This window comes from Mycetohabitans rhizoxinica HKI 454 (assembly GCF_000198775.1).
In the GTDB taxonomy this organism is placed as follows: Bacteria; Pseudomonadota; Gammaproteobacteria; order Burkholderiales; family Burkholderiaceae; genus Mycetohabitans; species Mycetohabitans rhizoxinica.
This window is the reverse complement of sequence record NC_014718.1, coordinates 736,214-762,444: the sequence shown is the minus strand read 5'-3', so window position 1 is coordinate 762,444 and position 26,231 is coordinate 736,214. Positions and strand designations below refer to the sequence as shown.

The 26,231-nt window shown below is 59.2% G+C and carries 24 protein-coding genes and 1 pseudogene; 11 read left to right on the top strand and 14 right to left on the bottom strand.

Annotated features, from left to right (window positions below; translation table 11 throughout):
- The first annotated feature begins 178 nt into the window (after positions 1–178).
- The 7 genes from RBRH_RS15025 (at position 179) to RBRH_RS14995 (ending at position 7,455) form a co-directional block, all read left to right on the top strand.
- Positions 179–1,378, top strand: coding sequence for a glycine C-acetyltransferase (locus RBRH_RS15025; protein WP_041754914.1), 1,200 nt, complete (start codon positions 179–181; stop codon positions 1,376–1,378).
- Positions 1,379–1,387: 9 nt separating this feature from the next.
- A complete protein-coding gene (gene tdh, locus RBRH_RS15020) occupies positions 1,388–2,437 on the top strand; it encodes an L-threonine 3-dehydrogenase (RefSeq protein WP_013428994.1) in 1,050 nt (349 codons plus the stop codon).
- 119 nt (positions 2,438–2,556) lie between these two features.
- Positions 2,557–3,039, top strand: coding sequence for a hypothetical protein (locus tag RBRH_RS15015; RefSeq protein ID WP_232509417.1), 483 nt, complete (start codon positions 2,557–2,559; stop codon positions 3,037–3,039).
- Between the two features lie 798 nt (positions 3,040–3,837).
- Entirely contained in the window at positions 3,838–5,328 is a 1,491-nt protein-coding gene (locus RBRH_RS15010) for a 2-hydroxymuconic semialdehyde dehydrogenase (protein WP_013428991.1), read from the top strand.
- A 23-nt stretch (positions 5,329–5,351) separates the two neighbouring features.
- Entirely contained in the window at positions 5,352–5,783 is a 432-nt protein-coding gene (locus tag RBRH_RS15005) for a RidA family protein (RefSeq protein ID WP_041754912.1), read from the top strand.
- Between the two features lie 93 nt (positions 5,784–5,876).
- A complete protein-coding gene (locus tag RBRH_RS15000) occupies positions 5,877–6,401 on the top strand; it encodes a 3-hydroxyanthranilate 3,4-dioxygenase (RefSeq protein ID WP_041754911.1) in 525 nt (174 codons plus the stop codon).
- A 37-nt stretch (positions 6,402–6,438) separates the two neighbouring features.
- Positions 6,439–7,455, top strand: a complete 1,017-nt coding sequence (locus tag RBRH_RS14995) for an amidohydrolase family protein (RefSeq protein ID WP_041754910.1) — start codon at positions 6,439–6,441, stop codon at positions 7,453–7,455.
- 159 nt (positions 7,456–7,614) lie between these two features.
- On the opposite strand, the gene hfq is transcribed toward RBRH_RS14995, so the two are convergent.
- Together hfq and RBRH_RS21510 are read right to left on the bottom strand one after the other, a co-directional pair.
- Positions 7,615–8,001: an RNA chaperone Hfq gene (hfq, locus tag RBRH_RS18185; protein ID WP_041754909.1), complete on the bottom strand. Its 387-nt coding sequence runs from the start codon at positions 7,999–8,001 to the stop codon at positions 7,615–7,617.
- Positions 8,002–8,548: 547 nt separating this feature from the next.
- A pseudogene (locus RBRH_RS21510) lies at positions 8,549–8,686 on the bottom strand (hypothetical protein); the annotation flags it as partial.
- Between the two features lie 288 nt (positions 8,687–8,974).
- Between RBRH_RS21510 and RBRH_RS14980 the strand changes: the two are divergent.
- Complete coding sequence (locus tag RBRH_RS14980; RefSeq protein WP_041755079.1) at positions 8,975–9,520, top strand: PadR family transcriptional regulator; 546 nt, start codon at positions 8,975–8,977, stop codon at positions 9,518–9,520.
- Positions 9,521–9,584: 64 nt separating this feature from the next.
- Here the strand turns inward: RBRH_RS14980 and RBRH_RS14975 are convergent, their stop codons facing one another.
- The 12 genes from RBRH_RS14975 to sctU form a co-directional block, all read right to left on the bottom strand.
- Positions 9,585–12,407, bottom strand: coding sequence for a hypothetical protein (locus RBRH_RS14975; protein WP_162145575.1), 2,823 nt, complete (start codon positions 12,405–12,407; stop codon positions 9,585–9,587).
- Between the two features lie 617 nt (positions 12,408–13,024).
- On the bottom strand, positions 13,025–14,680 hold the full coding sequence (locus RBRH_RS14970; protein WP_157864585.1) for a winged helix-turn-helix domain-containing protein: 1,656 nt from the start codon (positions 14,678–14,680) through the stop codon (positions 13,025–13,027).
- A gap of 174 nt (positions 14,681–14,854) precedes the next feature.
- A complete protein-coding gene (locus tag RBRH_RS14965) occupies positions 14,855–15,310 on the bottom strand; it encodes a CesT family type III secretion system chaperone (RefSeq protein ID WP_013428980.1) in 456 nt (151 codons plus the stop codon).
- A 73-nt stretch (positions 15,311–15,383) separates the two neighbouring features.
- Positions 15,384–15,614 carry a hypothetical protein gene (locus tag RBRH_RS14960; RefSeq protein ID WP_013428979.1) on the bottom strand — a complete coding sequence of 77 codons (231 nt, stop codon included), beginning with the start codon at positions 15,612–15,614 and terminating at the stop codon, positions 15,384–15,386.
- A 46-nt stretch (positions 15,615–15,660) separates the two neighbouring features.
- Positions 15,661–15,894: a hypothetical protein gene (locus tag RBRH_RS14955; protein WP_013428978.1), complete on the bottom strand. Its 234-nt coding sequence runs from the start codon at positions 15,892–15,894 to the stop codon at positions 15,661–15,663.
- Positions 15,895–15,909: 15 nt separating this feature from the next.
- Positions 15,910–16,977, bottom strand: a complete 1,068-nt coding sequence (locus RBRH_RS19875; protein ID WP_191287751.1) for a type III secretion protein SctD — start codon at positions 16,975–16,977, stop codon at positions 15,910–15,912.
- Positions 16,978–18,158: 1,181 nt separating this feature from the next.
- Positions 18,159–18,422 (bottom strand): type III secretion system export apparatus subunit SctS, encoded by a 264-nt coding sequence (gene sctS / locus RBRH_RS14940; protein WP_013428975.1) that lies wholly within the window; start codon positions 18,420–18,422, stop codon positions 18,159–18,161.
- 8 nt (positions 18,423–18,430) lie between these two features.
- Positions 18,431–19,081, bottom strand: coding sequence for a type III secretion system export apparatus subunit SctR (gene sctR, locus RBRH_RS14935; RefSeq protein WP_041754905.1), 651 nt, complete (start codon positions 19,079–19,081; stop codon positions 18,431–18,433).
- A complete protein-coding gene (gene sctQ / locus RBRH_RS14930) occupies positions 19,065–20,267 on the bottom strand; it encodes a type III secretion system cytoplasmic ring protein SctQ (RefSeq protein ID WP_013428973.1) in 1,203 nt (400 codons plus the stop codon). The genes sctR and sctQ overlap by 17 nt, the downstream gene beginning before the upstream one ends.
- 62 nt (positions 20,268–20,329) lie before the next feature.
- Entirely contained in the window at positions 20,330–20,956 is a 627-nt protein-coding gene (gene sctP / locus RBRH_RS16580) for a type III secretion system protein SctP (protein ID WP_013428972.1), read from the bottom strand.
- Between the two features lie 11 nt (positions 20,957–20,967).
- Positions 20,968–23,052: a type III secretion system export apparatus subunit SctV gene (sctV, locus tag RBRH_RS14920; protein ID WP_013428971.1), complete on the bottom strand. Its 2,085-nt coding sequence runs from the start codon at positions 23,050–23,052 to the stop codon at positions 20,968–20,970.
- A gap of 19 nt (positions 23,053–23,071) precedes the next feature.
- Positions 23,072–24,154 (bottom strand): type III secretion system export apparatus subunit SctU, encoded by a 1,083-nt coding sequence (gene sctU / locus RBRH_RS14915; protein WP_013428970.1) that lies wholly within the window; start codon positions 24,152–24,154, stop codon positions 23,072–23,074.
- A gap of 307 nt (positions 24,155–24,461) precedes the next feature.
- Between sctU and RBRH_RS14910 the strand changes: the two genes are divergently transcribed.
- The 3 genes from RBRH_RS14910 to sctJ are packed head-to-tail and all read left to right on the top strand — an operon-like array spanning position 24,462 to position 26,227.
- Entirely contained in the window at positions 24,462–25,013 is a 552-nt protein-coding gene (locus RBRH_RS14910; protein WP_049786563.1) for an HrpB1 family type III secretion system apparatus protein, read from the top strand.
- Between the two features lie 26 nt (positions 25,014–25,039).
- A complete protein-coding gene (locus RBRH_RS14905) occupies positions 25,040–25,426 on the top strand; it encodes a type III secretion protein SctI (protein WP_157864583.1) in 387 nt (128 codons plus the stop codon).
- 3 nt (positions 25,427–25,429) lie between these two features.
- The gene (gene sctJ / locus RBRH_RS14900) at positions 25,430–26,227 is read left to right on the top strand and encodes a type III secretion system inner membrane ring lipoprotein SctJ (RefSeq protein ID WP_013428967.1); all 798 of its coding nucleotides are present in this window, start codon (positions 25,430–25,432) and stop codon (positions 26,225–26,227) included.
- The last annotated feature ends 4 nt before the right edge of the window (positions 26,228–26,231 follow it).

Here is a 26,231-nt window from a genome sequence, read left to right as displayed (position 1 = left end):
GTACTGGCGAGCGTGGGCCGGAACTTGTCGCGGATGCCTCGGTGGAGTAAATTGTTCCCTATATCGAACACGAATTCGATATTTGAATCAGTTCAGCAAGCCAGAATGCCTGGATGTGAGCAGGCTACGCGCTGCGGCTTGCATCGGCATCACGCGTTATCCCACCTCAGGAGTGTTCATGAACGACGCATATCTCTCGCACGTGCGCACTGTGCTGGAGCAGATCCGCGCAGATGGATTTTATAAGTCGGAGCGCGTGATTGCCTCGCCACAATCATCGAGCATTGCGCTGGCGGACGGTGCTCAGGTGTTGAACTTCTGTGCGAACAATTATCTGGGCCTCGCCGACGACCCACGGATCGTGAAGTCGGCGAAAGATGGATTGGACCGGGATGGTTTCGGCATGGCGTCGGTACGTTTCATTTGCGGGACCCAATCGGTTCACAAACAACTCGAAGCGGCCCTGGCCTCGTTCCTGCATACCGACGATGCCATTCTTTACTCCAGTTGCTTCGACGCGAACGGCGGATTGTTCGAGACGCTGTTAACGGAGGACGACGCGGTCATCAGTGACGAACTAAACCATGCGAGCATCATCGACGGCATACGGTTATGCAAGGCCAAGCGCTTTCGGTATCGGAACAACAACATTGACGACCTGCAAGCGCAGTTGCAGGCCGCCGACGCGGCCGGTGCACGGTTCAAGCTGATTGCGACCGATGGCGTATTCTCCATGGATGGGATCATCGCGGACTTGAAGGCGATCTGCGATATGGCGGACCGTTACGGCGCGCTGGTCATGGTCGATGACTCACACGCTGTGGGCTTCATTGGGGAGCACGGACGGGGCACGCCCGAACACTGTGGTGTGCAGGACCGGGTGGACATCGTCACCGGGACACTCGGCAAGGCGCTGGGCGGTGCATCCGGCGGATACGTCGCGGCCCGCGCGCCAATCGTCGAGTTGTTGCGACAACGCTCGCGGCCCTACTTGTTCTCCAATACGCTCGCGCCCAGCATTGCCTATGCCTCGCTCACCGTGCTGGAATTGCTGCGCAGCGACGAAGGGGCGGCATTACGCCGGCGCGTTCGCGAGAACGGCGCCCAGTTCCGCCGCGCAATGAGTTCGCTGGGCTTTACGTTGATTCCGGGTGAGCACCCCATCATCCCGGTCATGTTGGGCGATGCGCAACTCGCCGGTCGGATGGCCGAGGCATTGCTGGCTCAAGGGGTATATGTAACCGGGTTTTCGTATCCGGTGGTGCCGAAAGGGCGGGCGAGGATTCGTACCCAGATGAGCGCCGCGCACACGCCGGAGCAGATCGAGGCGGCTGTCGATGCGTTCGAGCGCGTTGGCCGAGCACTAAATGTCATTTGAGGAACGCCCATGCGTGCGCTGGCGAAGCTGGAAGCGGGACCAGGCCTGACATTGACCAGAGTGAAAAAACCGGAGATCGGGCATAACGACGTGTTGATCCGCATCGGCAAGACAGCGATCTGCGGTACCGACCTTCATATCTGGAAGTGGGACGAGTGGGCGAGCAAAACCATCCCGGTTCCGATGCACGTCGGTCATGAATACGTCGGCGAAATCGTCGCCATCGGGCAAGAAGTGCGAGGATTTAAGGTGGGCGACCGGGTCTCCGGTGAGGGCCATATCACTTGCGGTTTCTGCCGGAACTGCCGCGCCGGTCGGCGTCACCTGTGTCGTAATACGATCGGGGTCGGCGTAAACCGCGCAGGTGCGTTTGCCGACTATCTGGCGATCCCGGCTTTTAATGCCTTCAAGATACCGGATGACATCGATGACGAGTTAGCCGCGATCTTCGATCCGTTTGGCAATGCGGTGCATACGGCGTTGACTTTTAACCTTGTCGGTGAGGACGTGCTGATTACCGGTGCAGGGCCGATCGGCGCCATGGCCGCAGCAATCGCCCGTCATGTCGGTGCCCGCAATATCGTGATCACGGACGTCAATGAGTACCGGCTTGAGCTTGCCATGAAGATGGGCGCAAGCCGTGCTGTCAACGTGTCGCACGAATCATTGACGCAGGTTATGCGCGAACTTGGCATGACCGAAGGGTTTGACGTCGGACTTGAGATGTCGGGCGCGCCGAGCGCGCTCGTATCGATGCTGGAGCATATGAATCACGGTGGCAAGATCGCCCTGCTTGGCATCCCGCCGGCACGCACCGCGATCGATTGGAACCATGTGATTTTCAAAGGACTGGAGATTAAGGGGATATACGGACGCGAAATGTTCGAGACCTGGTACAAGATGGTCGCGATGCTGCAAAGCGGGCTGGACCTGTCACCGATCATTACGCACCGCTTTCCCGTGGAGGAATACCGCAGTGGTTTTGATGCGATGTTGTCCGGACACAGCGGCAAGGTTATCCTAGATTGGACAGCGTCGTCGATGCTGCGGGGCGTGTGAATCGATGTCTCGCTGGATGCGGTAAAGTGCGCGTTTCCCGGCTCTGGCCTGCCTTTGGAGAAAGCATGCCTATTCGAACGATGCTTCAGCATCGTGACGCGCGCGTGCACGTCAGCCTAATGGTATTGTACATAGCGATATCCGGGTTCGGGGTGCCGCGTGCCCACGCCGGCTGGTGTGACCATGGTGTATGGGTCGATGCGATGCTGGGCTCGTACCATATTGATCCCGATCCGTCGAAGCACTTCGAGCCGTTCAATCCGGGGATCGGCGTTGAGTGTTACTTCTCGCCACAGTGGGGTGCGACGGCAGGGTACTTCCGCAATTCGATTCGGCGTCCGTCGTTCTACGGCGGCGCCATATGGGCGCCGGAGTGTGTCCATTGGGGATGGTTCCGAGTTGCCGCGATGGGTGGCGTGATTTCCGGGTACAACTACGGCCGTTGGGGAATGGGACATAATCGGACCGTCGGGCCGGTTCTCGCCCCCGTGCTCATGACGAATTACAAGCGTGTTGGCACGAATTTCATCCTGATCCCGCCGATACCGTCGGAGAAGCTGCCGTTCACCGTGGGGTTTCAAGTAAAGATCCGTGTCGATTGAACCTTGAATGGACTCGAGTAGGGGCAGCCGCTCGCGAATTTGAAAACTTGCGAGTCCAGGCCGGTAGCAACTGCACGTTCAGGTGAGCTTTTTCGGGAGTGCTACCGGTACGATCGATGCCGCCCGGACGCTTGGGTTGGCGAGAAGGCGGCAGCCATCGTCCCGCGTTGTCCCCAACGCCCGCTTTTTGCGTCAACTCGGTGTCGTGACGCAATAGGCTTGATGTGGCGCGCGGGCATGAGCATGCGGACGCAGCAACGTATATCCCGTCTTTAATGGAGGTTTACGCAGCGCCGACGGACTTTGGAGCGCGTAGCGGACAATCTCGTCCTTTCTCATGAATACGAGGTCCGGATGGCGCCTCGCGTATTGCAGGAATGAGTCCCACGCCTGACCATCTGCTGCGATCCCCTGATAGGGGTGTAGGCACTGATCGACATCATGCGTTGGCGCGACCCGCCTGCTTCGTACGACTGACCGAAATTAAGGTCTTTGGAACGAAGGAATGCACATCGCCACGCCGCTGCAGCGCGACGCGATGAACTCGGTGGCGCTTGAGTAAACAGGGCGGGTCTGCTGCGTTATGGTCGGGTGGCAGCCGGATACTGGTAATGGGGCCTGCGGTGTACAGACTTTCAAACCGCGTGGAAGCGCCACGGCCGGTCGCGCGCCGGCTCGGCCGGCTCGGTTGTGGCACTGGTATTACCGATTCATATAGTCAATCACGAATGTTTGATTTCCGCGCACGCGGTGCCTCTCATAGACTGCTCTTAACCTTTTGAATATGCAGGGGTTGTTGTGAACATCGAATCGGACACCGCGTCGTCCTATCCTCGGTTGTTACGGCACTACATCGATGGTGAGTTCGTGGCGGGCGATGTCACGTTCCAGGACTTGAGCCCGGTCGACGGCTCGCAGGTTGCGTTGGTCTGCGAGGCTGATGCACAAGCCGTGGATCGCGCGGTGCGGGCGGCACGAGCAGCCCAACTGGCCGGTTGGCGCGACACGACGCCGGCGCAGCGGGCGGACTGGCTGTACCGGATTGCCCAAGGCATTGAAGCGCACTTTGATGCATTCGTTGCCACGGAAGTGGCGGACACCGGCCGTCCGGTTGCCCAAGCGCGGACGCTGGACGTGGCGCGAGGCATCGCCAATTTCCGCATATTTGCCGACTTGGTGCGTACCGCAAACAGCGAGTTTTTCGAGACCCATACGTCGGACGGCGGCGAGTTGATCAATTATGTGACGCGCAAGCCGCTCGGCGTGGTGGGCATCATTTCGCCATGGAATCTGCCGCTGCTGCTGCTGACGTGGAAGGTTGCGCCCGCGCTCGCGATGGGCAATTGCGTGGTGGCCAAACCGTCGGAGGAAACGCCCGGCTCGGCGACACTGCTGGCCGAGGTGATCCATGAAGTTGGCTTGCCACGCGGGGTATTCAACCTGATCCATGGTCACGGGCCCAACGCGGCGGGCGAGTTCCTGACCCGTCATTCGGACATCAGCGCGATCACGTTTACCGGCGAGTCGCGCACCGGCAGCACTATCATGAAGACGGTTGCCGATGGCGTGAAGGACATTTCGTTTGAGCTGGGCGGCAAGAATGCGGCGGTCGTGTTCGCCGACGCCGATTTCGACGCCGCGGTTGACGGCGTGGCCAAATCAAGCTTCACGAACGCAGGGCAGGTTTGCTTATGCAGCGAACGGGTGTACGTCGAGCGGCCAATCTTCGAGCGCTTCGTGGCCGCGCTGAAGCAAAAGGCACAGGCGCTGCGCGTGGGCGCACCAGAAGATCCGGCCACCACGATGGGACCGTTGATTTCACAACACCATCGCGACAAGGTGCTGTCGTATTTCCGGTTGGCCGTCGAGGAAGGTGCCAACGTGGTAACCGGCGGCGATGTCCCGCATTTCGGTGATGCCCGGGATCGTGGCGCATTCGTGAACCCGACCATCTGGACGGGCCTGCCGGACACCGCGCGCTGCGTGACCGAGGAGATCTTCGGGCCGGTTTGCCATGTGGCGCCGTTCGACAGCGAGGACGAGGTGATCAGCCGCGTCAACCATAGCGCCTACGGTCTGGCGGCAAGCATCTGGACTACGCACCTGACCCGGGGCCACCGTGTCGCGCGCCAGATCGAGACCGGCATTGTGTGGGTCAACGCGTGGTTCGTGCGTGATCTGCGCACGCCATTTGGCGGCGCCAAGCTGTCGGGCATCGGTCGCGAAGGCGGTCGACATTCGCTCGACTTCTACTCTGAACTTACCAATATTTGCGTGAAGATCGGATAAACGCACGAAATACGGAAAACCTCATGACTGAATCGACTTCCCAGGGCCGCGTTGTGCCAGGCAAGGCCACGCCGCGTGGCCGATTTCCGCACCTGCAGCGTGCCGGTGACTTCTTGTTCGTATCGGGCACCAGCGCCCGCCGTCCCGACAATACGATCGTCGGCGCGTCGGTTGATGCGCTCGGTACGGTGAACTTGGACATCCGGGCACAGACCCGGGCGGTGATCGAGAATATTCGCGACATCCTGTGCGCCGAGGGGGCCAACCTCTCGAATCTGGTCGACATCTCGGCGTTCCTGGTCAACATGAATGACTTTGGTGGATACAACGAGGTTTATGGCGAGTTTTTTGACGAGACCGGGCCGACCCGCACGACCGTAGCCGTCCATCAGCTACCCCACCCGCACCTGCTGATCGAGATTAAGGCTGTCGCGTATGCGCCGCGCCAGCGCTGAGCGCGGGACGCCAAGCATGGGGTGCGGGGCGTCCGGCACGTCGGTTGTGCCGGCGTGAGGCGGCGGTACTGTGCATCGATAGAGGAAACCAACATGCTGGGATATGGGAAGCCGTTCAACTTCCAACGCTGGATCGACGAACACATGCACTTGCTGCAGCCGCCGGTGGGCAACCAGCAAGTCTGGCAGGACAGCGACCTGATTGTGACGGTCGTGGGCGGTCCAAATCATCGGACCGATTACCACGATGATCCGCTCGAGGAGTTCTTTTACCAGTTGCGCGGCAACGCGTACCTGTACCTGTGGATCGACGGTCGCAAGGAGCGTGTGGAACTGAAAGAAGGCGACATATTCCTGTTGCCGCCGCATGTGCGGCATTCACCGCAGCGGCCTGAGGCCGGCAGCGCGTGCTTGGTGATCGARCGGCAGCGGCCGCCGGGACTACTCGATGGGTTCGAATGGTACTGCGACGCTTGCCACCACCGGGTGCATCGGGTCGAGGTTCAGCTTAAGAGCATCGTGACCGACCTGCCGCCGTTGTTCGACGCATTTTATGGCTCCGAGGACAAGCGGCGATGTCCGCAGTGCGGCCAATTGCATGCGGGTAAAGCTGCTTAATTAACCGGACCTGACTGGATTGCCACACCGACTTGTAATGAAACTTCGAATCGACATGCATTCTCATTTCTTCCCGCGTATCACGCGGGAAGAGGCGGCGCGCTTGGACGCCGCGCATGCTCCCTGGCTGAATATCGACGCAGATGGCCAGCATGGCATGATCATGACGGGAGACCAGTCATTTCGACCAGTGTACCGTGCGCTGTGGGATCCGCGCACGCGTATTGCTGAGATGGACGAACGCGGCATCGACATCCAGATGATGTGTGCGACGCCGGTGATGTTCGGCTATCGCTACGACGCCACGGCGGCCGACGAATGGGCGCGACGGATGAACGATCTCGCGCTGGAAATGTGCGCGTATGCACCGGACAGATTGATGGCGCTGGCGCAGGTGCCGTTGCAGGACGTCGAGCTAGCGTGCCGCGAGGCGACGCGCGCGTTCCATTGCGGACACCGCGGTGTGCAGATCGGCAATCACCTCGGCTCGCGCGACCTGGACGACGAGCAACTGGTCACGTTTCTTACACACTGCGCAAACGATGGGATTCCGGTGCTGGTTCATCCGTGGGACATGATGACCGATGGCCGGATGAAGAAATGGATGCTGCCGTGGCTTGTCGCCATGCCGGCGGAGACGCAGTTGAGCATGGTGTCGTTGATTCTGTCCGGTGCCTTCGAGCGTATCCCGGCCTCGTTGAAGCTTTGCTTCGCGCACGGCGGCGGCAGCTTTGCGTTCTTGCTCGGTCGCGTGCAGAACGCGTGGGAAAACCGGGATATCGTTCGGGAAAATTGCCCACACCCGCCGCTGTCGTACTTGAATCGGTTTCACGTGGACAGCGCGGTCTTCGATCCACGTGCGCTGAAAATGCTGGTCGATACCATGGGGGAGGATCGGGTGTTACTCGGCTCCGACTACCCGTTCCCGCTCGGAGAGCAGTTGATCGGCGAACTGGTCGCGACGCACCCGGAACTAAGCGATGACGCGAAAAGCAAGATCCTTGGTCAAAACGCGTTGCGCTTTTTTGGTTTGTCGGAGCCGGCCACCGTATAGGTGAGATTGTTCGGGATCCCGCTGAGTCGTCGATCTCGGCGAGTCGCATGCGTTAGGCTGCCTGATCGGGACGATTGAGTATTGGCTCGACGCGGCGGGCGGCGGCGTGACGCGGCTACCCGTGTGTCCGACGGGTTCTCGATAAGCGCGGTGGCAGCCTTACTCGCCGGTATTGTTGTTCGGAATCGTGACGCGGCGCTTTCGGGTGACCACCACCGGCCGGGAGGCGGTGTCTGTCGGTGCACCCGCGCGCGGGCGCACCGACATGCGGGACGTTGGCCCCCCGCGAGCGGGTCCGGCGCCGCGGCCCGATGTCGACGACCGGGCGGCACGGCTGTCGGGCGTGTCGTGCTGGACCGTCGAAATCGCTTTCTTATAGATGACCTGCATGCCGCCAGGAGTACGAAGCATCACGACATATTGATCAAACGATTCAACATGGCCGACGACACGGATGCCGTTGACCAAGTAGATCTGGACGCGCTTGCGTTCTTTGCGCGCTGAATTGAGGATGTCGTTTTGCGACCGGCCGGATTCTGACGCCATGCGTTGTGCTGAGCGTGCGTAGTGATCGATGCCGAATGCATGACCACTAGAGGTTGAGGGATACGGAACGCGGCGAAGTGGAACCACGGTTCAAGCTCAAATGGTATCAGACTGGCGGCGTGCCGGGGCGGCACGCCTTTTATTGTGGTCCGGCGCAGCGGTTATCCGGCGCTTGCTTCGCGCCCGTGGCCCGATCCGCAACAACGGGGAGCCGCTGCCTCTCGCATTGTCCAGCAAACGGCCCCGTCATCGAGCCATAGATGCGGCAGTCGGCCACGCTCGATGGCCTCAATCAATCGGCAGCCAGCGTCTTCGAGCGCGCCAGAATTGTCGACCGAAATCAGCGTGGCGTGGTCGGGCAGTGCAAAGACGGGCCGCCGCTCGAGCCGCGTCGCAAACTGTGCCGCCGTCTCGCGATGTGCCGCCGTCTCACGACCGCGTCGCGTGAGCTGCGCGGCCAATCTGTGCGAGGAATTCGTCGCGTGCCCGTGCCGTTGTGTTCATCGCGCGTGCCCGGTGGCAGCCAACGGGATCCCGTCGCAACAGTTCAAGAAGGCGCGCCGGGGCCGGGCTCGATGGGCAAACATCGCTTGTTCGAGCGGCACGTCGCTGAGCAGCACCGTTTGCGATGTCCAGAACGACTGGATGGCATTACGCTGGCTAGTGTATTGAACAAGGTCATATGAAAATGGAACGCGCCGAAGACGTAAGGATAATCTCATTGCCTGAGCAGCTCGATCTGGCGGTGCGCCATGCCGGCCGTGATACGGCGCTCGTTGTCGTGCCGCGGCACATGCAAGCGTAACGGCGCGACGATACAAGCTGCGCATCGTCGGCGGTTGTCGTTTTGACGCGACAACCGATGCGAAGTCATGACCGGTCAAGCGAGGTGACGCACCAGGGACAGCCAGCGCAGCGTCAATATCATCAAATGCGGCGTCGCTAACGTTGCCAAGCGGATAAAATGCGGCTCATGTCCATCCAGCACGCCCTCCTTACGTCGCTGCTCGAAAAGCCAACTTCGGGTTACGACCTGGCGCGCCGCTTCGATCGCTCGATCGGCTATTTCTGGCACGCCACGCACCAGCAGATTTATCGCGAACTTGCCCGCATGGCGACCGTCGGGTGGGTGGCGGCCGTTGATGACCCGAACGATCCGGCACGGCGCAAGAAATGCTATCAGGTGTTGCCGACCGGAAGGGCAGAACTCGTGCGGTGGATCCTCGAGCCATTGGACGATGGAGACCGAAACTGCCGGCAAGCGTTTCTGGTCAAGCTTCGCGCGGCCGCTGTTGTCGGTCCGGACGGGCTGGGGGAGGAGCTAGCGCGACTGCTCGAGCAGTGGCAGGCCCGCCTCGATACCTACCGGAACATCGAGCAGCGGGATTTCGCCGCCCCCGTACTCTCGACGAAACAACGTCTGCAGCATGCGGTGCTGCGGTACGGCATCCGTGCCGAAGAAACCTGGATCGAATGGGCGCATGACGTCGTGGCGCTGTTGCGCGAACTCGGCCACTGAGCGCGCCGCACGTGAGGCTGCGCGATCGGGCGCGAACGCGCAGCCTCGGCGTCGCGCTTGTCGACTAAATTTGCGAACTAGCCTTTTTGCTGCCTTGTCCCTTTGGCAGCTTTGGCAGCTTTGGCAGCTTTGGCAGCTTTGGCAGCTTTGGCAGCTTTGGCAGCTTGGTAGCTTTGGTAGCTTTGGTAGCTTTGGTAGCCGCGACCGGCTTACCCATGAAAGCATGGTATCCATCGCGACGCAGGCGCTCGAACGTGATCCCGGACGACATCGAGACGTCGACCAGCGGCTTAACGTTGACGTCGGTTTCGAAGCGGTGGTGAACCACCTCGTTCTCGTCGATCCGAGTCGCACCCGCGTTGGCATCCACGAGTAGCAGCGCTGTCGCCGCGCCTCTTACCCACGGGGACAGGTCGGGAACAGACTCATGGGCCTCGCTGCGTTCTCTCGTGACCAGAGAAGCCAATCTCCATGAAGCGGGATCGGCCAGGATCTGCTCGCGTTTGGCCTCGAGGACCTGCCTCATTCTCTCGAGATCCTTCGCGGACACGCGTTCTCGCAAGCCGGCTTCCCAAGGACGCAGGTAATGCTGCTCGAAGTGCGCCTGCAACAGGTTGATCTGTTCCGCAGCCGGGTCCGTCAGCGCATAGCGATGGATATGGCTGTCCGTTTGCCTCGTTCCATTGCCGAGCTCCAGCACGTTTTTTACCGCGCTGGCCGCCTGGTCCGCCAGCGGCTTGGCCGATTGGGCCCGTTTCTGTTCGAGATACGTGCGAACCGCCTTGATTCCGGCATCGTCACGGTCGCCATTGTGGTCAAGCAGCTGGCGCGTCGCATATTCATATGCGGTTGCGTCCAGGAAATCGACATCCAGAAAGCAGGCGCGTGGTTCGATTTTTCCCTGGTAGGACTGCAACGTCCGCGAAAGTGACACCTTCGCCTGATAGAGTTGCTTGTCCCATAAGCGTTTGGAGCTTGGGCCGGTGCTGATACCGCTCTTCGGGTTGCTCGAGAGGGTGGCTGAAACGGAAGCGCCGACCCTGACCTCTACCTTGACCTCGATGCTGCGCTCCGCGTGCCGCTTTTCGGTGGACATGCGGCCGGAGTCGCTGCGGGACGTCGATATGTTGTGCACGTGCTTGCCGGACACCGGGACGGAAACGCTGGTGGACATACCGAACGGGTGCGGAAGCCCAATGGGAACGCCAGCGCTGGCGACGGGCCCCGTCGACGAGCCATGACGTTTTTCGTCCACGGTGCCGTCGATCCATCCGACGGACACATCGCGCGCGCCGACCAGCGATTGCGCCAGTGCGTTCCAGCATTGCTCGCGGGTGCCGCGTGATTCGGCTGTGGCGCCGGCGGGTGATAGGCTCATCATGGTGTCGATGATGTGGCCCATTCTGGCTTCCATGGCTTCGTCGTCGTAGCCGGAGCCGTCCGCCTTTGGCTGGCGAGCCACTTGAACGAGGATGCCGCGGGGGCGTGCGTGCTCCGAATCGTAGAATTGCACACCGACGGTGCCACCGACAAGGCTGCCTGGGAACGATGCGCCGACCAGCACACCGGCGCCCGCGCCGCGGCCCGTCGCATGGGCCGTGCCGATAAAAAGCCAGGCGTGCTGCTCGGTACATCCCATTTGCACTGTGGCCTTGCGTTTGCGTGAGCGCTTGGCGTTGATGCTTGGGACCACGACGGGTAAGGGTACCGGGCTCGCCTGGGTGGCCTGGCTTACCGCGGCGGTGACCGAAGCTGATACCCGTTCTGTCGTGACGGTGAGCGCTCCCCCGTCACTGAACTCGACCGCCATGCCGGGACGCAGCGACGGCACGATGCGTTTTAGTGCATCCCAGCCGCGATCGGATGCGTCAGCAACAGCAGTCGTGATCGACTGAATCGCGGTCGATGCCGCACGGGTCGGCTCGGCAGCCCCTGCCGTTGAAGCCGCTGACGCGTAGTCTGGCGCCGAGGCCTGCGCGTCAGCAGCACTCGACTCCTCGGTGGCTTTGCCGGCACCTGATTTAATGCGAGTAGCAGCGACCATCGGGGCTTTCATGGTTCCGAAAATCCGCTGTATTAGGTGGGAGCCGTAATGTTCACGGTCCCTGGTCGCGACCTCCGATACGAACTTGTTCAAACGGTGCGATGCCTTCGCCTTATCGGTTTCGTGCAAGCCTGGTCGCCGATTGAAAAATGCGGCAACTTCGCCAGGTACGAGTTTTCCTATAATCGAGGTTACAACCTTTCTAACATTGTTCAAACGGCCCGATGCCTTCGCCTTGTCGGTTCCCCGGCCGCTTTCGTGGAAGCGCTGTTGCCAGTCGAATAATGCCTCTTTTTCGTTGGGCGTGAGTGTTTCAATGAACGACGCGAAACGACCCTCTGGCGTGGGACCACTCGCGCTGTGCGGAGGTTCGGTTTGGTCGAAGAATTTCTTGGCGATGGCGAAGACCTGGCTGGCCAGCAGCGTGGATTTGGCGTCCTGCCCTTTCATGGCCAAGTGACCTTGCAGCCACTGCTGACGCTTGTCAGTTCCCGAGGGTGATGGGTCATCGAAATCGGGCGCGGCGTGCACCGGCGTCGCGTGACTGTCGTGCGGCTGAGTCAATCGTACGTGGTTATCGATCCGGTCGGCGCTATCCAACAGCACGTGGAGCATGTCCCGGTCCACGCTGCGGGATAGCGGCGCGCACTTCTCTGCGCGCAGCTTGAGCAGCGTCTCGAACCCTTCTTCCGTACGAGCGAGCACGCGAGCTGTTTCCCACGACGCGCGCCATGCTTGCAGTTGCTGATCGGGCAAGCGGGCGTCGCCCGTTGGGGTGGGCGCGTCGTGGAAAGGCTGGTCGAAGTTCAACAAGCGCAGTTGCTGCAACACCATCGTGGCCATCGTGCTGTCCATCATGGCCCTCGTGTTGTCGCGTAGGCCTGCTTCGTGCATCGCAAACAAGACTAATTGGACGCGCGCGGCGTTCACTTCGCCTGTGCCGTCATCCAAGCTTGTATGGAGTTGGTACGCCAGCTCAGCTGTCGCCAGGGTCGGGCCTGGATAATTGGCTTCGACAAGATGATTCAGCAACTGCGCACGCGTCCAGTGGCGCGGCTCATCGACACCTAGCACGCCTACCGTGTCGATGCTGTAGCCGGGCGTGTCGCGATCCGCCGGTGTGACTCCGATCGCACGGGCCGGCATCGTGGAGCCGACCGCACGGCCTGGCATCGTGGATCCGATCGACGCCGGAGGCTGCTTACCACGAAGATGGACGCCTAACTTGGACCGCAGCTCGTCTAGCGGCGCCGTGTGTCGCGACGTGGCGGCCGGCTTGCGAGCGGCGGATCCGAGCGCTTTTTCGCTATTGGATTTTGGGCCGGCGTGCTCGACTGCGGGGGAGGCAGTGCACATGACGCCTCGCGAGGGCGAAACGATAACATCGGCGGGCATGGTCGGCGCTGGCTGAGAATGTCAACGGCCCCACTATTGCACTGCGCTGTGTCATATCGTCACGTTTAGCGCTCCGATGTGGCATCAAACGAAGTGTGCCACGGGTTGCCAGGGGTGTTTTCGTTGAGGCACCAGAAAGGCGCATCGGCGTTGGCAGCGAGCCATTCATTGACTTTGAGCATGGCTTGGCCGGCAATACCGATGTCCCGTATCAAGCGTGAGTCGATCAACTTCGACAGCGATGCATCGAGCACCGCGCCGTTCGGCATCGATGCCAACTGTGGTGCTCCCTTTAATCGATACAGCATTGCGTCGTGTGTTACGGCATGCTCGAATGTCGCCAGACTGCGTAATATGACGTGCTCCAACGGGCTCAACTGAGCCATGCATTGCCCGATAAGCGGCAGGAACGCCGCCGCGCCGGGCGCCGCCATGCTTGCGTGGCTGGTACTGATGTCGCTGGCCGCAAGACGCATCGTGTCGGCCAGCGTCGCCAGCGCTGTTTCGAGCGGTTCCCCGGCACGAATCCGCTGTGCGAGCGCAAACGCCGCCAATTCCAATGCGAGCGGCATGCCCTCGGCCAGTGCCGCGACCCGCGCCGCCATCGCGATGGCCTCCGGGCTTGCGTCGGCGTACCACGTCGAACCAGCGGTCGTTGGCGGGCGCCGTTGTTGCATGGCGCCGCGCGGGCTCGTCAAGATGTGCAAACGGGCGAACAGTAATTGAAGCGCGTCGCATTGCGGGATCAACGACGACGTGCCACAAGAAGGGGAGGGCGTCTGTAACGGTGATACGCGCACGACGTGTTCGGCGTATATGCCCGGCGCATCTTTGGCCGTTGCGATCACGCACACTCCTGGCGCTTCGTCGATTAGTCTGTTGATGTACCGGGTCGTTTCGATAGGTAGCCCGTCTACATCATGGATCAACAGCATCATACGGCGCGGCTTGAGCCATTTGTGCAAGTATTGGCCCGGCGCGTCGCCGCGGTACGCTTCGATGTGCCACGCTTGAATACATGCTCGGGCAAACGCATCGACGTGCTGCTGTGGCGCGCAGTGCACAAGGGCGACGCCGTGCGGATACAACGCGCCCAGACGGCGGACCAGCTCCAATGCGACGCGTGTCTTACCTATGCCCGCTGGGCCAGTTAGTGTGACGATGCGGGCCGTTGGAACCACGGCCAACAATTCTGATACTTCGGCATGGCGCCCGATAAACGGTGTTGTACCGCGCGGCAGCATCAAGGTCGCACGGGTTTGCGGCGCGCCGGTCACTTCTTCGGAGAATGTATTGGCCTGTGCCGATTCGACGCGATGATGAGGCGGTGCCTGAGCGGTGCTTGCGCTTCCCATCGCCGTGACGGCGCCGTCGCCAGACGGTGCTTCGAGCGCAAGTGTCACGAGACGCTGCTCGCCGGTGAAGCGGTAACCTTGGCCCCGGACCGTCGCGACCAAATGCTCATCGCCGCCGAGCGCGCGCCGTAGTGCGGCAACCTTCGACTGAATCGAGTTCACACTGACATCCGCGTTGTGCCACACCTTCTCGCGCAACTCATCGGTGCTGACTGTACGGCCATTGGCCTCCAGCAGTATTCGAAGAATCGTGAGCGACCGGGAGCCAATCGCGGCCGGTTTGCCGTCTACGTTCAGTTGTGCCGGATCGAGGATCAGTTGGTATCGCCCGAATGCGATAGCCATCATCGCGGGTTGAATTGACATCGATGCAGGCCTTTCCCTATAGGTGTGTCGATGGTCCACGCGACTGCAGTGAAGCGAGTATATGGACGGAAGTTGGACGACGAGAGTGACGAACTACGTGCAGACAACAGTATGTTGTAATTGCGTATCGTACTGCTATATCAAAATAGATCACATGTTCGGACATGCGCAGCTTTACGCACGCAACCACGTGAAATCGCCCGCCACGATGCCTTCGAACATCTCGTCCGTCGATTCGATGATGTTACGCCGCCAGTAATGACCGTGCTCAGCGTAATGAGACAACAGGTCGGCCAGTGCCTCGCCGTCCAGGTCGGGGTCCATCGGTATTCTAATTATAAGAATGATGCCGCCGGTATCGGTGTCAAGGCCCATTTGCGCTTGATCTTGCGCGTAGATCAGCAGGTTGGCTTCGAGCATCAACCGAAATACGTTGAGCGTGCGGCCTGCGGTTACTGTGCCGAAATGGAAGTTTAGGTAGATTGCATCCAGATCATTTTCAAAGTATTCAAGACGAACATCGTAGCCCTGGACTTCTATGGTCCGCGTTTCCAGCACGTATTCCGGATCGGCGAGTCCGACGACATCGCACAGTTCGCGAACCAGTTCCCCGTACCGTTCGCCGTTCATTGGGGACTATTCATTTGAGGTGAATTGGAAGGCAATAGACCAGTGCGCATCAAATGCGCACTGGTCAGTCAGATTATATCTGTTTGCTGCCGACCTCTTTGCAGGCTTCCCCCAAATTTTCTATGAATTGACATTTCATCGCATGCAACTGAGTCTCAAGGATCATGTTGGAATACTGATCCATTTCAGCATTGGCAGCTGTTGAGGTTAACTTGCCCCCGGCGGCACTCGTGCCAAAATGACCCAGCGCGCTCGCTGTGTTTGCAGCGTCACTGCCGTGTTTGACTCCGTTAAGAACACTCATATATCACTCCATTTAAGCAATAGTCGGATAGAGAAGCGACAATGAGTCAGCCGGTGCTTCGCTTCTCATGCAACTGCGCGACGATCCGGCTCGCCGCGAGAAGACCGCGATAGAGTTTAGCCAAGCTGTCGCGATCCACTTCGGTTTCACCTGTATCCTCAGCGATCCGTCTCGCGGTGGCATCAAGTGCCGAGCGGATCGTTTTGACCTTGGACGCATCGGTGATGATCTTGGGCAGATCATTGAAATCTGCCGCGCATGCTTCCAGTGCTTCGTACATAGGTATTCTCCTGCGCTACTTACTGACTTGAGGTGACTGCGACGTAGTGCCTTGAATCGCCGTGCCGGTTGCATCCTGACCTGACGGAACAGGAGCGTTGTCTGGAGGAATGCTGCCACTTTCCGGTGGTTCGGCCTGGTCATTCGGCTGCTGCGCGACGTATATGTGTTTCGTGCCGTCGGGAGCCTGGGCATACTGGATCGCGTCGGAGGCGATCATTTCCGAGTACGTTGAAGGCAACAGATTTTTGTCGATGGTCGTGATATGAGTGCGTAGCGTTCTAACATTCCCGTTCAAATCGTGCCTTACCCGTTCGAGTGACTCCCGGAATTGTTGGGGGTCAGCGACTTTCGCTGTCACGTCAAATACACCATTTCCTGCGTAGGTGATTTGGACGCCCGGTATACCGAGCGATTCGGCAATGCTGCGTGCATCGACCTCGGCCACATCATACTGCCGTAGGGCGAGACCGGCTGCGGCACGTTGCAGAAGTTCGCGTGTATTGACATCTTCCGCGGGTGTCTGAACCATTCCCGTGACCCGAATGACAGATCCGGATACCTGTGCACGTAACTCCGTCAACTTCTGCTCCGCGAGCAAATGATTGATGTGCTGCGCAAGATCGTTGATGTCACGCCTGCGGGCAGCTCGGCTGTCCTGCGCCGACATTAACAGCGCACTGAGCCCAATGACCATGCCAACCGCCGTACAGGCAAGCGTGATGCCCGCGATTTTGCGATGGCGAGCACGCTTCGCTTCGCGCCTGTCTTGGTCCGGCTTAACTAGCAACGTCGAAAGTAGTTCGACGTCAGACGGCCATGAGGAATCTGCCGGGCCAACGCAGATGACGGTATCGTCGAATTGCATCGGCACGAAGTCCAGCAGCAGAATCGGTTCCTTGCCCTGTTGGGTGACTTCTGACGAGGGTGTGATCGTGCGTTGGTCCAGCATCTGTGCCGGTCTTTTCGCATGTTGCTCAATAGGCTCGTCGTGGGTTACGGCGTGATGCGCGTTGACATTATCACCGTTTGCCGGTGCTGCGCCGCGTCGTGCGTGTACAGTGTCCTGCGGGTCGATCGTCAAGACAAGCTCCGCGCCAGTCCAATCGGACAGTCGGATGTCGGCGTCATCGTCTGCTGCCAGCCGATATGCGCCGGGCACCAGCTTCAGCTGGGCTCCTGCGTGTATACCGGTGAGAATGCGTAACAGCTTCATGATCGTCAAGTTCCGATGGGTCGGCGTACATTCGCCCTTGGGCGCGATGTTGGCTTGCAACTACTCTAACGTGGCGGATCAGAAAAGCAATGCGCAACACGAACCGGATGTGGATTACGCGAAGCCCACCTCGGCTATCGGTAAGAGCCGGCGCTATGCCAAGGTATCGACGTGCCGAGTGGTCGTTGAAGCAATTCGCAGTGCTTGGTAACACTTCGCACGTTTAAGTTGGCTCGGTGTTCTCGGCCGCAGGGCGTTGAATGCGATCAGCGGCATCATGGGATTGAGCCGCTGTCCGCGGTTCAACTCACCGGCGTGGCTCTGTGGGCTAGCTAAAGCGGGTTTCTGTCGGATACTAACCAACATTTCTATCACATGCTGTAGTGACAGCGGTTCCGGCGCCAAGCGGGCTTGCAGGTCCAGACACTTGCTCATCAAATGATGAATATTGGCATCGATGCTTGCGTGTGGGTTTCGCTGCGACTGGTCAACCAGATCCCGTAGTTTCGCAATTAATACGTGCATTACATCATTGCTGGCGATTGTCTTACCCGATTGGGCCAACTCGTGCAGTGGGCCCGCGTCGAGCCTCGATATGCCGGCACGTCGCGTAGTCCTGCTTTGCCGAAAGCAGGGAACTTCGCTTTGGGCGTCGACGTCTCCCTCTTTTTGGTCACGCTGTCCACGCCCTTGACCACCGCCACCGCCTGATCCGTCACGCTGTCCAATACCCGTGATGCGTGCAGGCGTATCCGCTGCGCGATCGTCCGACTCATCCGCCTCGTTTTCCAGCAGGCTCGTCCTGCTACGCACCCGGCGGCGAGTCAGACGCGCCGACGCACGTATCGATGCCAGCAAGCGTGCTCGGGCGGCCGCCTTTCTCACTTGCTGCACATTGGCTTGCGCGGTCGCGGAATGGGCGAACACAATGGATCCGCGATGCAGGACCGCCTTGCGGGGCCGGCGCACAGGTGTGCGGACATGCTGGCGGGCGGGGGATCCAGTCGGACCGCCCGCATGATCGGTGGGAGCCGACTTGCGGATGTTTATCATTGCGGTATGGCAACCTGGAACACTTCGTTGGCGAATCTGAGTACCGCGGCGGCGGACATGGGCGCTCCGACAACGATCACGATCGTCACAGCAATGAGCTTCACTCCGTGAGACAACGCCTGGTCCTGCATGGATGTGATCGCTTGCAGGAAAGACACAGCCAACCCCACCGCCGCGGCGACGCTGACGATCGGTAGGGACACGTACATGCATAACAGCATGCCGTGCATCGTTAGCCGGATCAGTGTATTGATGTCCATGGTGGCGCTTAGCGATATGTCAGAATCAATCCGTGGATCAGCGTTGACCAGCCATCCATCACGACGAACAGCAGTAGCTTGAAGGGTATTGCGACGTTGGTTGGCATGACCTGGTTGAGACCCATCGCGAGCAGCACATTGGCGATGATCAGGTCGATGACCACAAAGGTGATGTAGAGAAGAAATCCGATCTTGAAGGCGTCGGTGAGCTCGGATAAGGTGAATGCCGGCGCCAGTACGATGAAATCGTCCTCACGGAGGCCGTCGGCCACCTCCTTGGGCCAAATGACAGTCGCCGTACGCATGAAAAAGCGCTTTTCTCTTTTGTTGGCATGTTGTTTTAGGAATGCACGGAATGGCTCCTGCGCCGCACTGAATGCTTGCACGACCGACTGAGAGGGGGTGCCGGCATTCGGCTGGTTTTCCAGTTGTTTTGCTGCCGCCATGCCGATGGGCGCCATGATGTAGAGCGAAACGAGGATGGCGATACCGTTTAGCACCATGTTCGGTGGAACTTGCTGTGCGCCGAGTGCGTTGCGCAGCAGGCTGAGTACCACGACAATCTTTGTATATGACGTGATGACGACGGCGACGAGGGGGACGACGCTGATTGCAAGAACAATCAGCATCAAGCTCGTCAGTTCACTGGGCTGGAGCATTGCCTTGCACCATTTGGAGGATTCGGATGCCGAGATGATCACCGACGCTGACGAGTTCCGCGTAGCCTATCGTGCGCCCATGGGTGACAAGTTTGATCTGGACAGCGTCCACCGGATTGGGCAACTCAAGGACGTAACCGGCGCGCAACGCACAGATTTCGTGCAACGGCAGTGCGATGGTGTCGATCTCCAGTTGAATCGGCAGCTCAAGTTGGTCGATACAGGCAGCCTCGTCGCGCGCTTCAGCGGTAAGTGTGTCGTTAGCGAGCGACTTATCGACATGTTCGGTCATGTACGGGTCCTTCAAAATAGAAAGCGTCTGGCCGCCTATTTCGGCTTGTGCGTGGAGACGAATGAGCCCGGGCGTACCCCACGCGACGGTCGTATGGACTGGAGCGTGATGGCCGGCTATCAGCGGCCCGGCATTTGCTGATACCGCGCGCAGGATGACGTCACCAGGAGCAAGCCTGTCCAGCGTGGACACTGTCAAGGTCTTGTATCCGATGATCAGCCTGCCCGGCACTCGGACTTCGGCGAGCGGGTGACCGCTGTCAGGTGACGGGCGCTGAGCGGCGGAAGTAGCGTGCTGGTCCAAGCAGTGCTGTATCAATTGCAAGAGCGGAGCATCCGGTACGACGGTCACCGCATGGGTGCGGCCGTGATGGACAAACGTCATCCGCGCAATTGGCATGTCGACAGAGGGTCGAATCGGCAAGCCACTGTGTTGGTGAACCCGGTATAGGCCAGCTAGGCGAAGCTCCTTGAGGCCGATGGCTGCGAGCGCAGACAATACCGGTTGGACAAGTATATGGGCGATTGCCAATTGCAAAGCCGGATCGCCGTGCGGGCGGTCCGAATTTGACACATCTTCCGTGCCGGTAACAAGCTCCAAAGCTGGATAGTGGGCCAGATCGAAGCCGATCCCCAGCCGTCCGGACGGATGCGCGAATTCCAGCCACGCTGGTTCGGTCCACCGGGCTGCGCCGACGAGGTCCATTGCCGGTGCGGATGAAGACTCTAGCGTCACGGTCCATTGCTCGATGCCGCACAGCCGCGCGAGTGTGTCGGGTAGGCGGTTGTCGCAAAACAAACGCGCAGCGCGAGCGACGGCGGGCTGTAGTGGCCGGGGGCGCCAGCGTGCGTCGCCAACGTCACTGGGCAGCAAGTCGACGGTCGGATCAATCATCCACTATGGCGGTCATATTATGTGAAGGTCCGGCGGTGACGGCCCCGGTGACCAAAGGTCGGTCACCAGACCGTAAGCTGGATCTGGCGCGGCACATCCCATGCTTGCATCAATGCGCCGAGTTCGCGTTCGAGCATTGGTGCATGAGCCAAGAGTAGTTGCTTGGTGTCGTCGTCGTCTGTGTCGAAGCGAAGTGATAGTGTCGAATACGAAAGCGTTAAATTAAGTGTCGTGTTCCGCAGCAGGCTGGCATCGAGCGGCAATTGCGCGTCCCAGGTTCCGGTCTCGTTGATCGAGCGGTCACCGCAGAAAGCGGCAATTTCCTGCGTGAGTTTGCAAACCAGGTCCATCACCTTATCTTGGGTTTGAAGGATTTTTGCTACGACAGGCTGTAGCGCCTTGCGTAGCCGTTTGTCCACCATGGACGATGCGTCTGCTGTGCCGTCTTCCGAGGATTGCGAATCATCGTCGCTCGTGTCGGCGTCTTGACCGGATGGATAGGTCAGCGCGAGTCCTGTACTAGCTATGCCATGATGTAAAGCCGGCAAGGTGTCTTCATGCGTACCGGTCGGCCTGCTGCGGCGCGCAAGCGACGCATAGTCAGGCCGCGCACGGCGACCGTACACGGGAGCGGTGTGCTCGCTGTCGCGAGCGATGATTCGTACCGGCCGGTGTCGAATGGATGTCATGTTGCGCAACCCTATGCCGTTACCCGACCGAGCGGTTTCAACTCGACGTGCTCGCCAAGTTCCTGATAGGAATAGACCGGCAGCCAGCTGATACGATTCTCTATCATGCGCCGAACATAGCGTCGGATGTCCATCGACGTGACCAGCGCTACGCCGTCACGCTCGTCAGTACCCGCCAACGATTGGATCTTATTTACCAGGAAGGTTACCTCGTCGGGGGCCAGCGCCAGATAGTTACCGGTGGGTGTCTGCTTAATCGCTTGACGGATGTGTTGCTCAACGGGCAGGTCGAGCAATACCGCCTGGAGCAGGCCTGCGCCTGCGGCAGCACGATGGGCGAGAAACCGCGCAAGGTCTCCCCGCACATACTCGGTGAGCATCAGCATGTCCTTTTCTTTCGTTCCCCATGCAAGCAGGCTTTCGAGAATCGTTCTCATGTTGCGGATAGGTACTTGTTCTTCCAGCAAACGCCGCAATACGTCGGCGATACGTTGAGGCGGTACGGCTTTCTGAACTTCAGCAACCAGTCCAGGGTACTCGTTACCTTGCTGCTCAAGGATCCATTGAACTTCCTGGATGCCTAGGAACAGCGATGCATGACGTCGCAGCAGCGCAATTGCGCTGTGAGCGATCACGTGCTCGGCCTGCCATGCCTGGATTTTTGGAGGAACCGCTTTCTCATCCATCCACCAAGTAGGGCCTGCGCCACCGTCCAGGCCGCCCCTAGGCTCGGCACGGGCGTGCAATGCAGCCAGCACTGCGTCGGCCTGAGTGGCGTCGAGATCGCCATTGCGTGGGGGTAACATGACCTTGCCGGGTGGCAGTTCGATTGTCACGTATGGCACGTCGTGTATCAGGATCTCAAAGTGTGACGCACGGGTATTCTCGCCCACCCACATCGTGATACCCGGAAAAGGCAGGCCCAACTCCTCCTGGAGTTGGTTGCGCTCCGACGCAAATGACTGGTCCAGCGCGGCAGCGGACAGGCGTGGCATCAAGTCGGGTGCGATCCTTACGCCCACTGCAGGCGTGAACTGGGGCGCACGTGGCAGGATGCCGCTTGCGTCCCCCTTGCTACCTGCGCGCTGCATCGAAGCGACCGGCTCGCTACGGTATTCGTCTAAAAGGGGGCGCTTATGGCTCAGCTTGTAACCGCAAAATGCCAGCATGGCGGAGAGCAGTAGGAACAGCGGAGCGGGAAAGCCCGGGACGGCGGCGAAGCCTAGTAGCAAAATCGCGGCAAAAAAAAGCGCGCGCGTGCTTGAACTGAGTTGCCGGCCCATCTCGCTGCCGAGCGATTGAGGATGCGCGTCGCGCTCGTCGGCCACCCTGGTGATCATGACGCCGGCAGCAACTGACAGAAGCAACGACGGAATCTGCGAGACCATCGCGTCGCCAACCGACAAGACCGAGAAACGATTGGCTGCTTCCCCGGCACTCATGCCATGGTATGCGACGCCTACTGCGATGCCTGCGATGATGTTGATTCCGGTAATGATTAATCCGGCTATCGCATCGCCCTTGACGAACTTCATGGCGCCATCCATGCCTCCATGGAGTTGGCTTTCGATGGCCAGTGTTGCACGTTTTCGGCGTGCTTCGTCAGCGGTGAGCAGATTGGCCCGGAGATCGGCATCGATGCTCATCTGCTTTCCGGGCAAGGCGTCTAGCGTAAACCGGGCGCCGACTTCCGCTACGCGCTCCGATCCCTTGGCAATGACAATAAATTGAACCGTGGTGATGATGACAAAGACAACCAGGCCGACCACCAGGTTGCCTCCGACGACCAGTTGCCCGAACGCCTCGATAATATGTCCTGCGTCGGCGTGCAACAGTATGGATTTTGTCGATGCGATATTCAACGATAAGCGATACAGCGTCGTAAACAACAGCAATGACGGGAACACCGATAGCGCTACGATGTCCGGTACGTACATGGTAATCATCAGTAACGTGACGCTGACTGCGATGTTGCATGCCAGCAGCACATCGATCAAAAGAGTCGGAAGCGGCAGGATCATCAGCGAGATGATTGCCACCACGACCAAGGCGACGCCGATTTCGCCGGCGGCAGGCAGCTTCAGTGCTTTCGACATGTCAGTATGGGCCTGGAACTCAGTGTGTCGAAGTGGCAGCGTTGCCAGAGTCTGTCTGCCTGGGGCCGAGGGAGTCGACCCAACGCAGGATGGCTGCAACTGCTTCGAACAGTGCTTCTGGAATAGGCTCGTCGATCTTCACGCGGTGCAGCGCGCGGGCGATTGGCGGATTGCCAATGATCGGCACGCGTGCTTGCGCAGCGTACCGCCTTAATTCGGCAGCGCTCTCATCGTGGCCCTTTGCGATCACGACGGGCAGTGGACATTCTTCGGGCGCGTAGCGAATTGCTACGGCATAGTGAGTTGGATTGACGATGAGTGCGTTTGCAAGGCCGACGCGCAGCCTCGGTGGTGCCTCCTGTGCCCACTCTCGCGCGATGCGCTTGCGCTCGCCTTTGAGTTGAGGATCGCCTTCCTGCTGCTTGTACTCTCGCTTGATTTCGTCTTTGCTCATGCGCATTTGCCGCGTGAAAAGAAATTTTTGCAGCTTGAAGTCGAGCGCCGCAATCACAATGAAGACCAGCGCGGCGGCAGAGAATAGCTTGAGCAAAACCGTCCAGAACAGTCTCGATAGTTCAGGAAGCGGCTGATACAGCGAGGTGGCGATGAGCGGTATCAGTCCGCGAATCGTGTACCACATGACGCAGGCGACCAGCGCCGCCTTGAGCAGTGACTTGGTCATATCGACCACAGTACGAAGCGAGAATATCCGTTTAATTCCGCTTGCAGGGTTTACCGCCGTGGGATTCGGTGTTACGGGCTTCGTGCTGATCTGGAAGCCCACTTGTGCGAACAGTGCGGCGAACGCGCAGAGCGCCGTCGCTGCCACGCATGGCACGATGATGGTTAACGATTGGCGACCGAGCTTGAATGCCGATGCGACCAACATCGTATTGCTGCGGTTCGTTGTAACGAAGTCCAACGTCGTATGGATCAGTGCACGAAAGGCGTCGGTGAACATGCTGGCGGCAGCCACCAGTACGGCGATGGATGCGCACATAACTGCAGCGTCGGTCAAGTCAGTGCTTTTTGCTACTTGACCGTCGCGTCGAGCGTCACGTAGTCGCTTTTCGGTCGGTTCTTCGGTTTTCTCGTCGCTCATGATGCGCTCTCCGTCGATCCGGTCCCGGACCGGGGGTAGGCCGTTGGGCGAGGGCCCACACTAACAATATCCCGTTGAACTCGGTGTAATAGGGCGAAGCGGAAACATGGCTACACGAAGCGGCCGTGTGCTTCGCGTGGACGACGTATACTTCGCGACCGTGAGCCGATTGGGGCGGCCGTTACGCTAATGTTGCCGTACCGGCATCGCGCATGAGGCGAGTTGGCATCGTTGTACAAAAATCGAAAAAACCTGCGGTGGGATTTGTCTGGAACCCTACATCATGAGCATTTCGTCACAGCAGTACATGAAGGCCGACAAACTTATCGTCGGTGGACTGATCGAGGTCGTGTCGCTTTTCCTGCAGGTAAATTTTCAGGCTGCATCCGGCGATACTGAGGATGCGGAAATGGTTATCGACGCGTTGCGGGTCATGCGCCCGAACGCTCTGGAGTTCAAAGCGCTGGAAGGCATGCTATGGATCTCCCGGGGGCGATGGGATGACGCAGTGCAGGCGCTGGAAGAAGTACTGCACGAGCGCCCTGGATTCTTGTATGCAAAGGCATTACTTGCACTCGCGTTGTTTTATAGAGGCGATTCCGCATGGCAGGTGCTTGCCGACGAAATTGATGAATCAGACGCGGGCGAGGACAGCCGCAAGCTTGTGCGCGCCATGCGCGCCCGTGCTGATTTGCGTATGGCCATGGATGCGTATCGCAGGACAGGTAACTTTGTGCTACCCGAGTCTTGCGCAGAACAAATGCGGGAGCTTGAGCAGCAAGGGACGGCGCCGGAAAAAAGTGAGCTGACCGATGCTGGTACTGCGTTTGTCCCGCAGGCCAACTTTCTTCGACTGTAGTGTTTGATCCGACATGGAGCAGTGACATGACTCAGCCGCTTCAAATGGCAGGTATGGAGACCATTCTGGGCCGGGCGCAGGACGCTGACAAGACGATGCCTTCACCGGAGGCGGTCAGTCGATTTCAGGCGTTGATGCAGCAAGCCGACGTCGCGGCACCTACCACCGAGCCGAGTGGTGAGATGTCGGCGCTAAGCAGGATCGTCGGCACACACGATGTACAGATGGAGCAGGTGCTAAATGACGTCGATGCATTACAGCATAATATGGGAAACTTATCTCCTGGTGAGACGGCAGCAGCATCAAACTTGGTGATGACCAGGGTGGCGAATCTTCAGGTGGAGACTACCGTTGCGATGTCACTCACAACTTCGACAAAAGGCTCTATCGAAACATTGCTGAAGAACCAATAGCACATGTTGACCGGGCAACGAACTATTGTCATCCGAATCAGCCGGATAGTTTTGGCTTTGCTGGTGTGTCTCTCGTTATGGGGCTGCCATAAGGAGCTGTACAATAACCTGTCCGAACAGGACGTCAATGAAATGATGGTTGCTTTGCTGGAGCGCGGCGTGGACGCGTCCAAGAGCACGCCAGATAACGGAAAAACGTGGTCGTTGAGCGTAGAAGAAGCAGAGATTGTGCGTGCGATGGAAGTGTTGCGTGCACGTGGATTACCGCATGCCAAGTATGACGACCTCGGAAGCCTGTTTAAAAGAGATGGGTTAGTTTCCACGCCGACTGAGGAGCGCGTGCGGTTCATATACGGACTGTCGCAGGAATTATCCAACACGTTGTCTAAAATTGATGGTGTTGTGGTTGCTCGGGTGCAAATTGTATTGCCAAACAACGACCCACTTGCCTTGCAAGCTAAACCCTCGTCCGCGTCGGTATTTATCAAGTACCGGCCGGATTCCGATGTGGCGGCATTGGTGCCACAGATTAAGACGCTGGTGGTACACAGTGTCGAGGGTCTGACGTATGAAGCGGTCAGCGTTACCGCGGTCCCGGCGGATCCACTGGATCTATCGCGTATGCCCAAAAAGCAATCCTATATATTGCCCGTCGTGACGGCGATACTACTTTTGATACTATTGTCGACAGCTTGGTGGCTATTTCGCAATGGCGCGAGCGACGGCCGTAAGCTGTTTGGCCGTATAGCTGGGCTTTTGCGTGGGCGATCGAAGCAGGATGGTGCGGCGTCGGCTCCGTAAGCGG

Bases quoted from the DNA above. Each gene is read 5' to 3' on its own strand.
- RBRH_RS14970 (WP_157864585.1), bottom strand. From the start codon at position 14,680: ATGTCAATTCAACCCGCGATGATGGCTATCGCATTCGGGCGATACCAA.
- tdh (WP_013428994.1), top strand. From the start codon at position 1,388: ATGCGTGCGCTGGCGAAGCTGGAAGCGGGACCAGGCCTGACATTGACC.
- sctS (WP_013428975.1), bottom strand. From the start codon at position 18,422: ATGGACATCAATACACTGATCCGGCTAACGATGCACGGCATGCTGTTA.
- RBRH_RS14955 (WP_013428978.1), bottom strand. From the start codon at position 15,894: ATGTACGAAGCACTGGAAGCATGCGCGGCAGATTTCAATGATCTGCCC.
- RBRH_RS14965 (WP_013428980.1), bottom strand. From the start codon at position 15,310: ATGAACGGCGAACGGTACGGGGAACTGGTTCGCGAACTGTGCGATGTC.
- RBRH_RS14995 (WP_041754910.1), top strand. From the start codon at position 6,439: ATGAAACTTCGAATCGACATGCATTCTCATTTCTTCCCGCGTATCACG.
- sctP (WP_013428972.1), bottom strand. From the start codon at position 20,956: ATGACATCCATTCGACACCGGCCGGTACGAATCATCGCTCGCGACAGC.
- sctJ (WP_013428967.1), top strand. From the start codon at position 25,430: ATGTTGACCGGGCAACGAACTATTGTCATCCGAATCAGCCGGATAGTT.
- sctR (WP_041754905.1), bottom strand. From the start codon at position 19,081: ATGCTCCAGCCCAGTGAACTGACGAGCTTGATGCTGATTGTTCTTGCA.
- sctV (WP_013428971.1), bottom strand. From the start codon at position 23,052: ATGTCGAAAGCACTGAAGCTGCCTGCCGCCGGCGAAATCGGCGTCGCC.
- RBRH_RS14905 (WP_157864583.1), top strand. From the start codon at position 25,040: ATGACTCAGCCGCTTCAAATGGCAGGTATGGAGACCATTCTGGGCCGG.
- RBRH_RS15005 (WP_041754912.1), top strand. From the start codon at position 5,352: ATGACTGAATCGACTTCCCAGGGCCGCGTTGTGCCAGGCAAGGCCACG.
- RBRH_RS14910 (WP_049786563.1), top strand. From the start codon at position 24,462: ATGAAGGCCGACAAACTTATCGTCGGTGGACTGATCGAGGTCGTGTCG.
- sctQ (WP_013428973.1), bottom strand. From the start codon at position 20,267: ATGATTGATCCGACCGTCGACTTGCTGCCCAGTGACGTTGGCGACGCA.
- RBRH_RS14960 (WP_013428979.1), bottom strand. From the start codon at position 15,614: ATGAGTGTTCTTAACGGAGTCAAACACGGCAGTGACGCTGCAAACACA.
- sctU (WP_013428970.1), bottom strand. From the start codon at position 24,154: ATGAGCGACGAGAAAACCGAAGAACCGACCGAAAAGCGACTACGTGAC.
- RBRH_RS15025 (WP_041754914.1), top strand. From the start codon at position 179: ATGAACGACGCATATCTCTCGCACGTGCGCACTGTGCTGGAGCAGATC.
- hfq (WP_041754909.1), bottom strand. From the start codon at position 8,001: ATGGCGTCAGAATCCGGCCGGTCGCAAAACGACATCCTCAATTCAGCG.
- RBRH_RS15015 (WP_232509417.1), top strand. From the start codon at position 2,557: ATGGTATTGTACATAGCGATATCCGGGTTCGGGGTGCCGCGTGCCCAC.
- RBRH_RS14980 (WP_041755079.1), top strand. From the start codon at position 8,975: ATGTCCATCCAGCACGCCCTCCTTACGTCGCTGCTCGAAAAGCCAACT.
- RBRH_RS14975 (WP_162145575.1), bottom strand. From the start codon at position 12,407: ATGGCCACGATGGTGTTGCAGCAACTGCGCTTGTTGAACTTCGACCAG.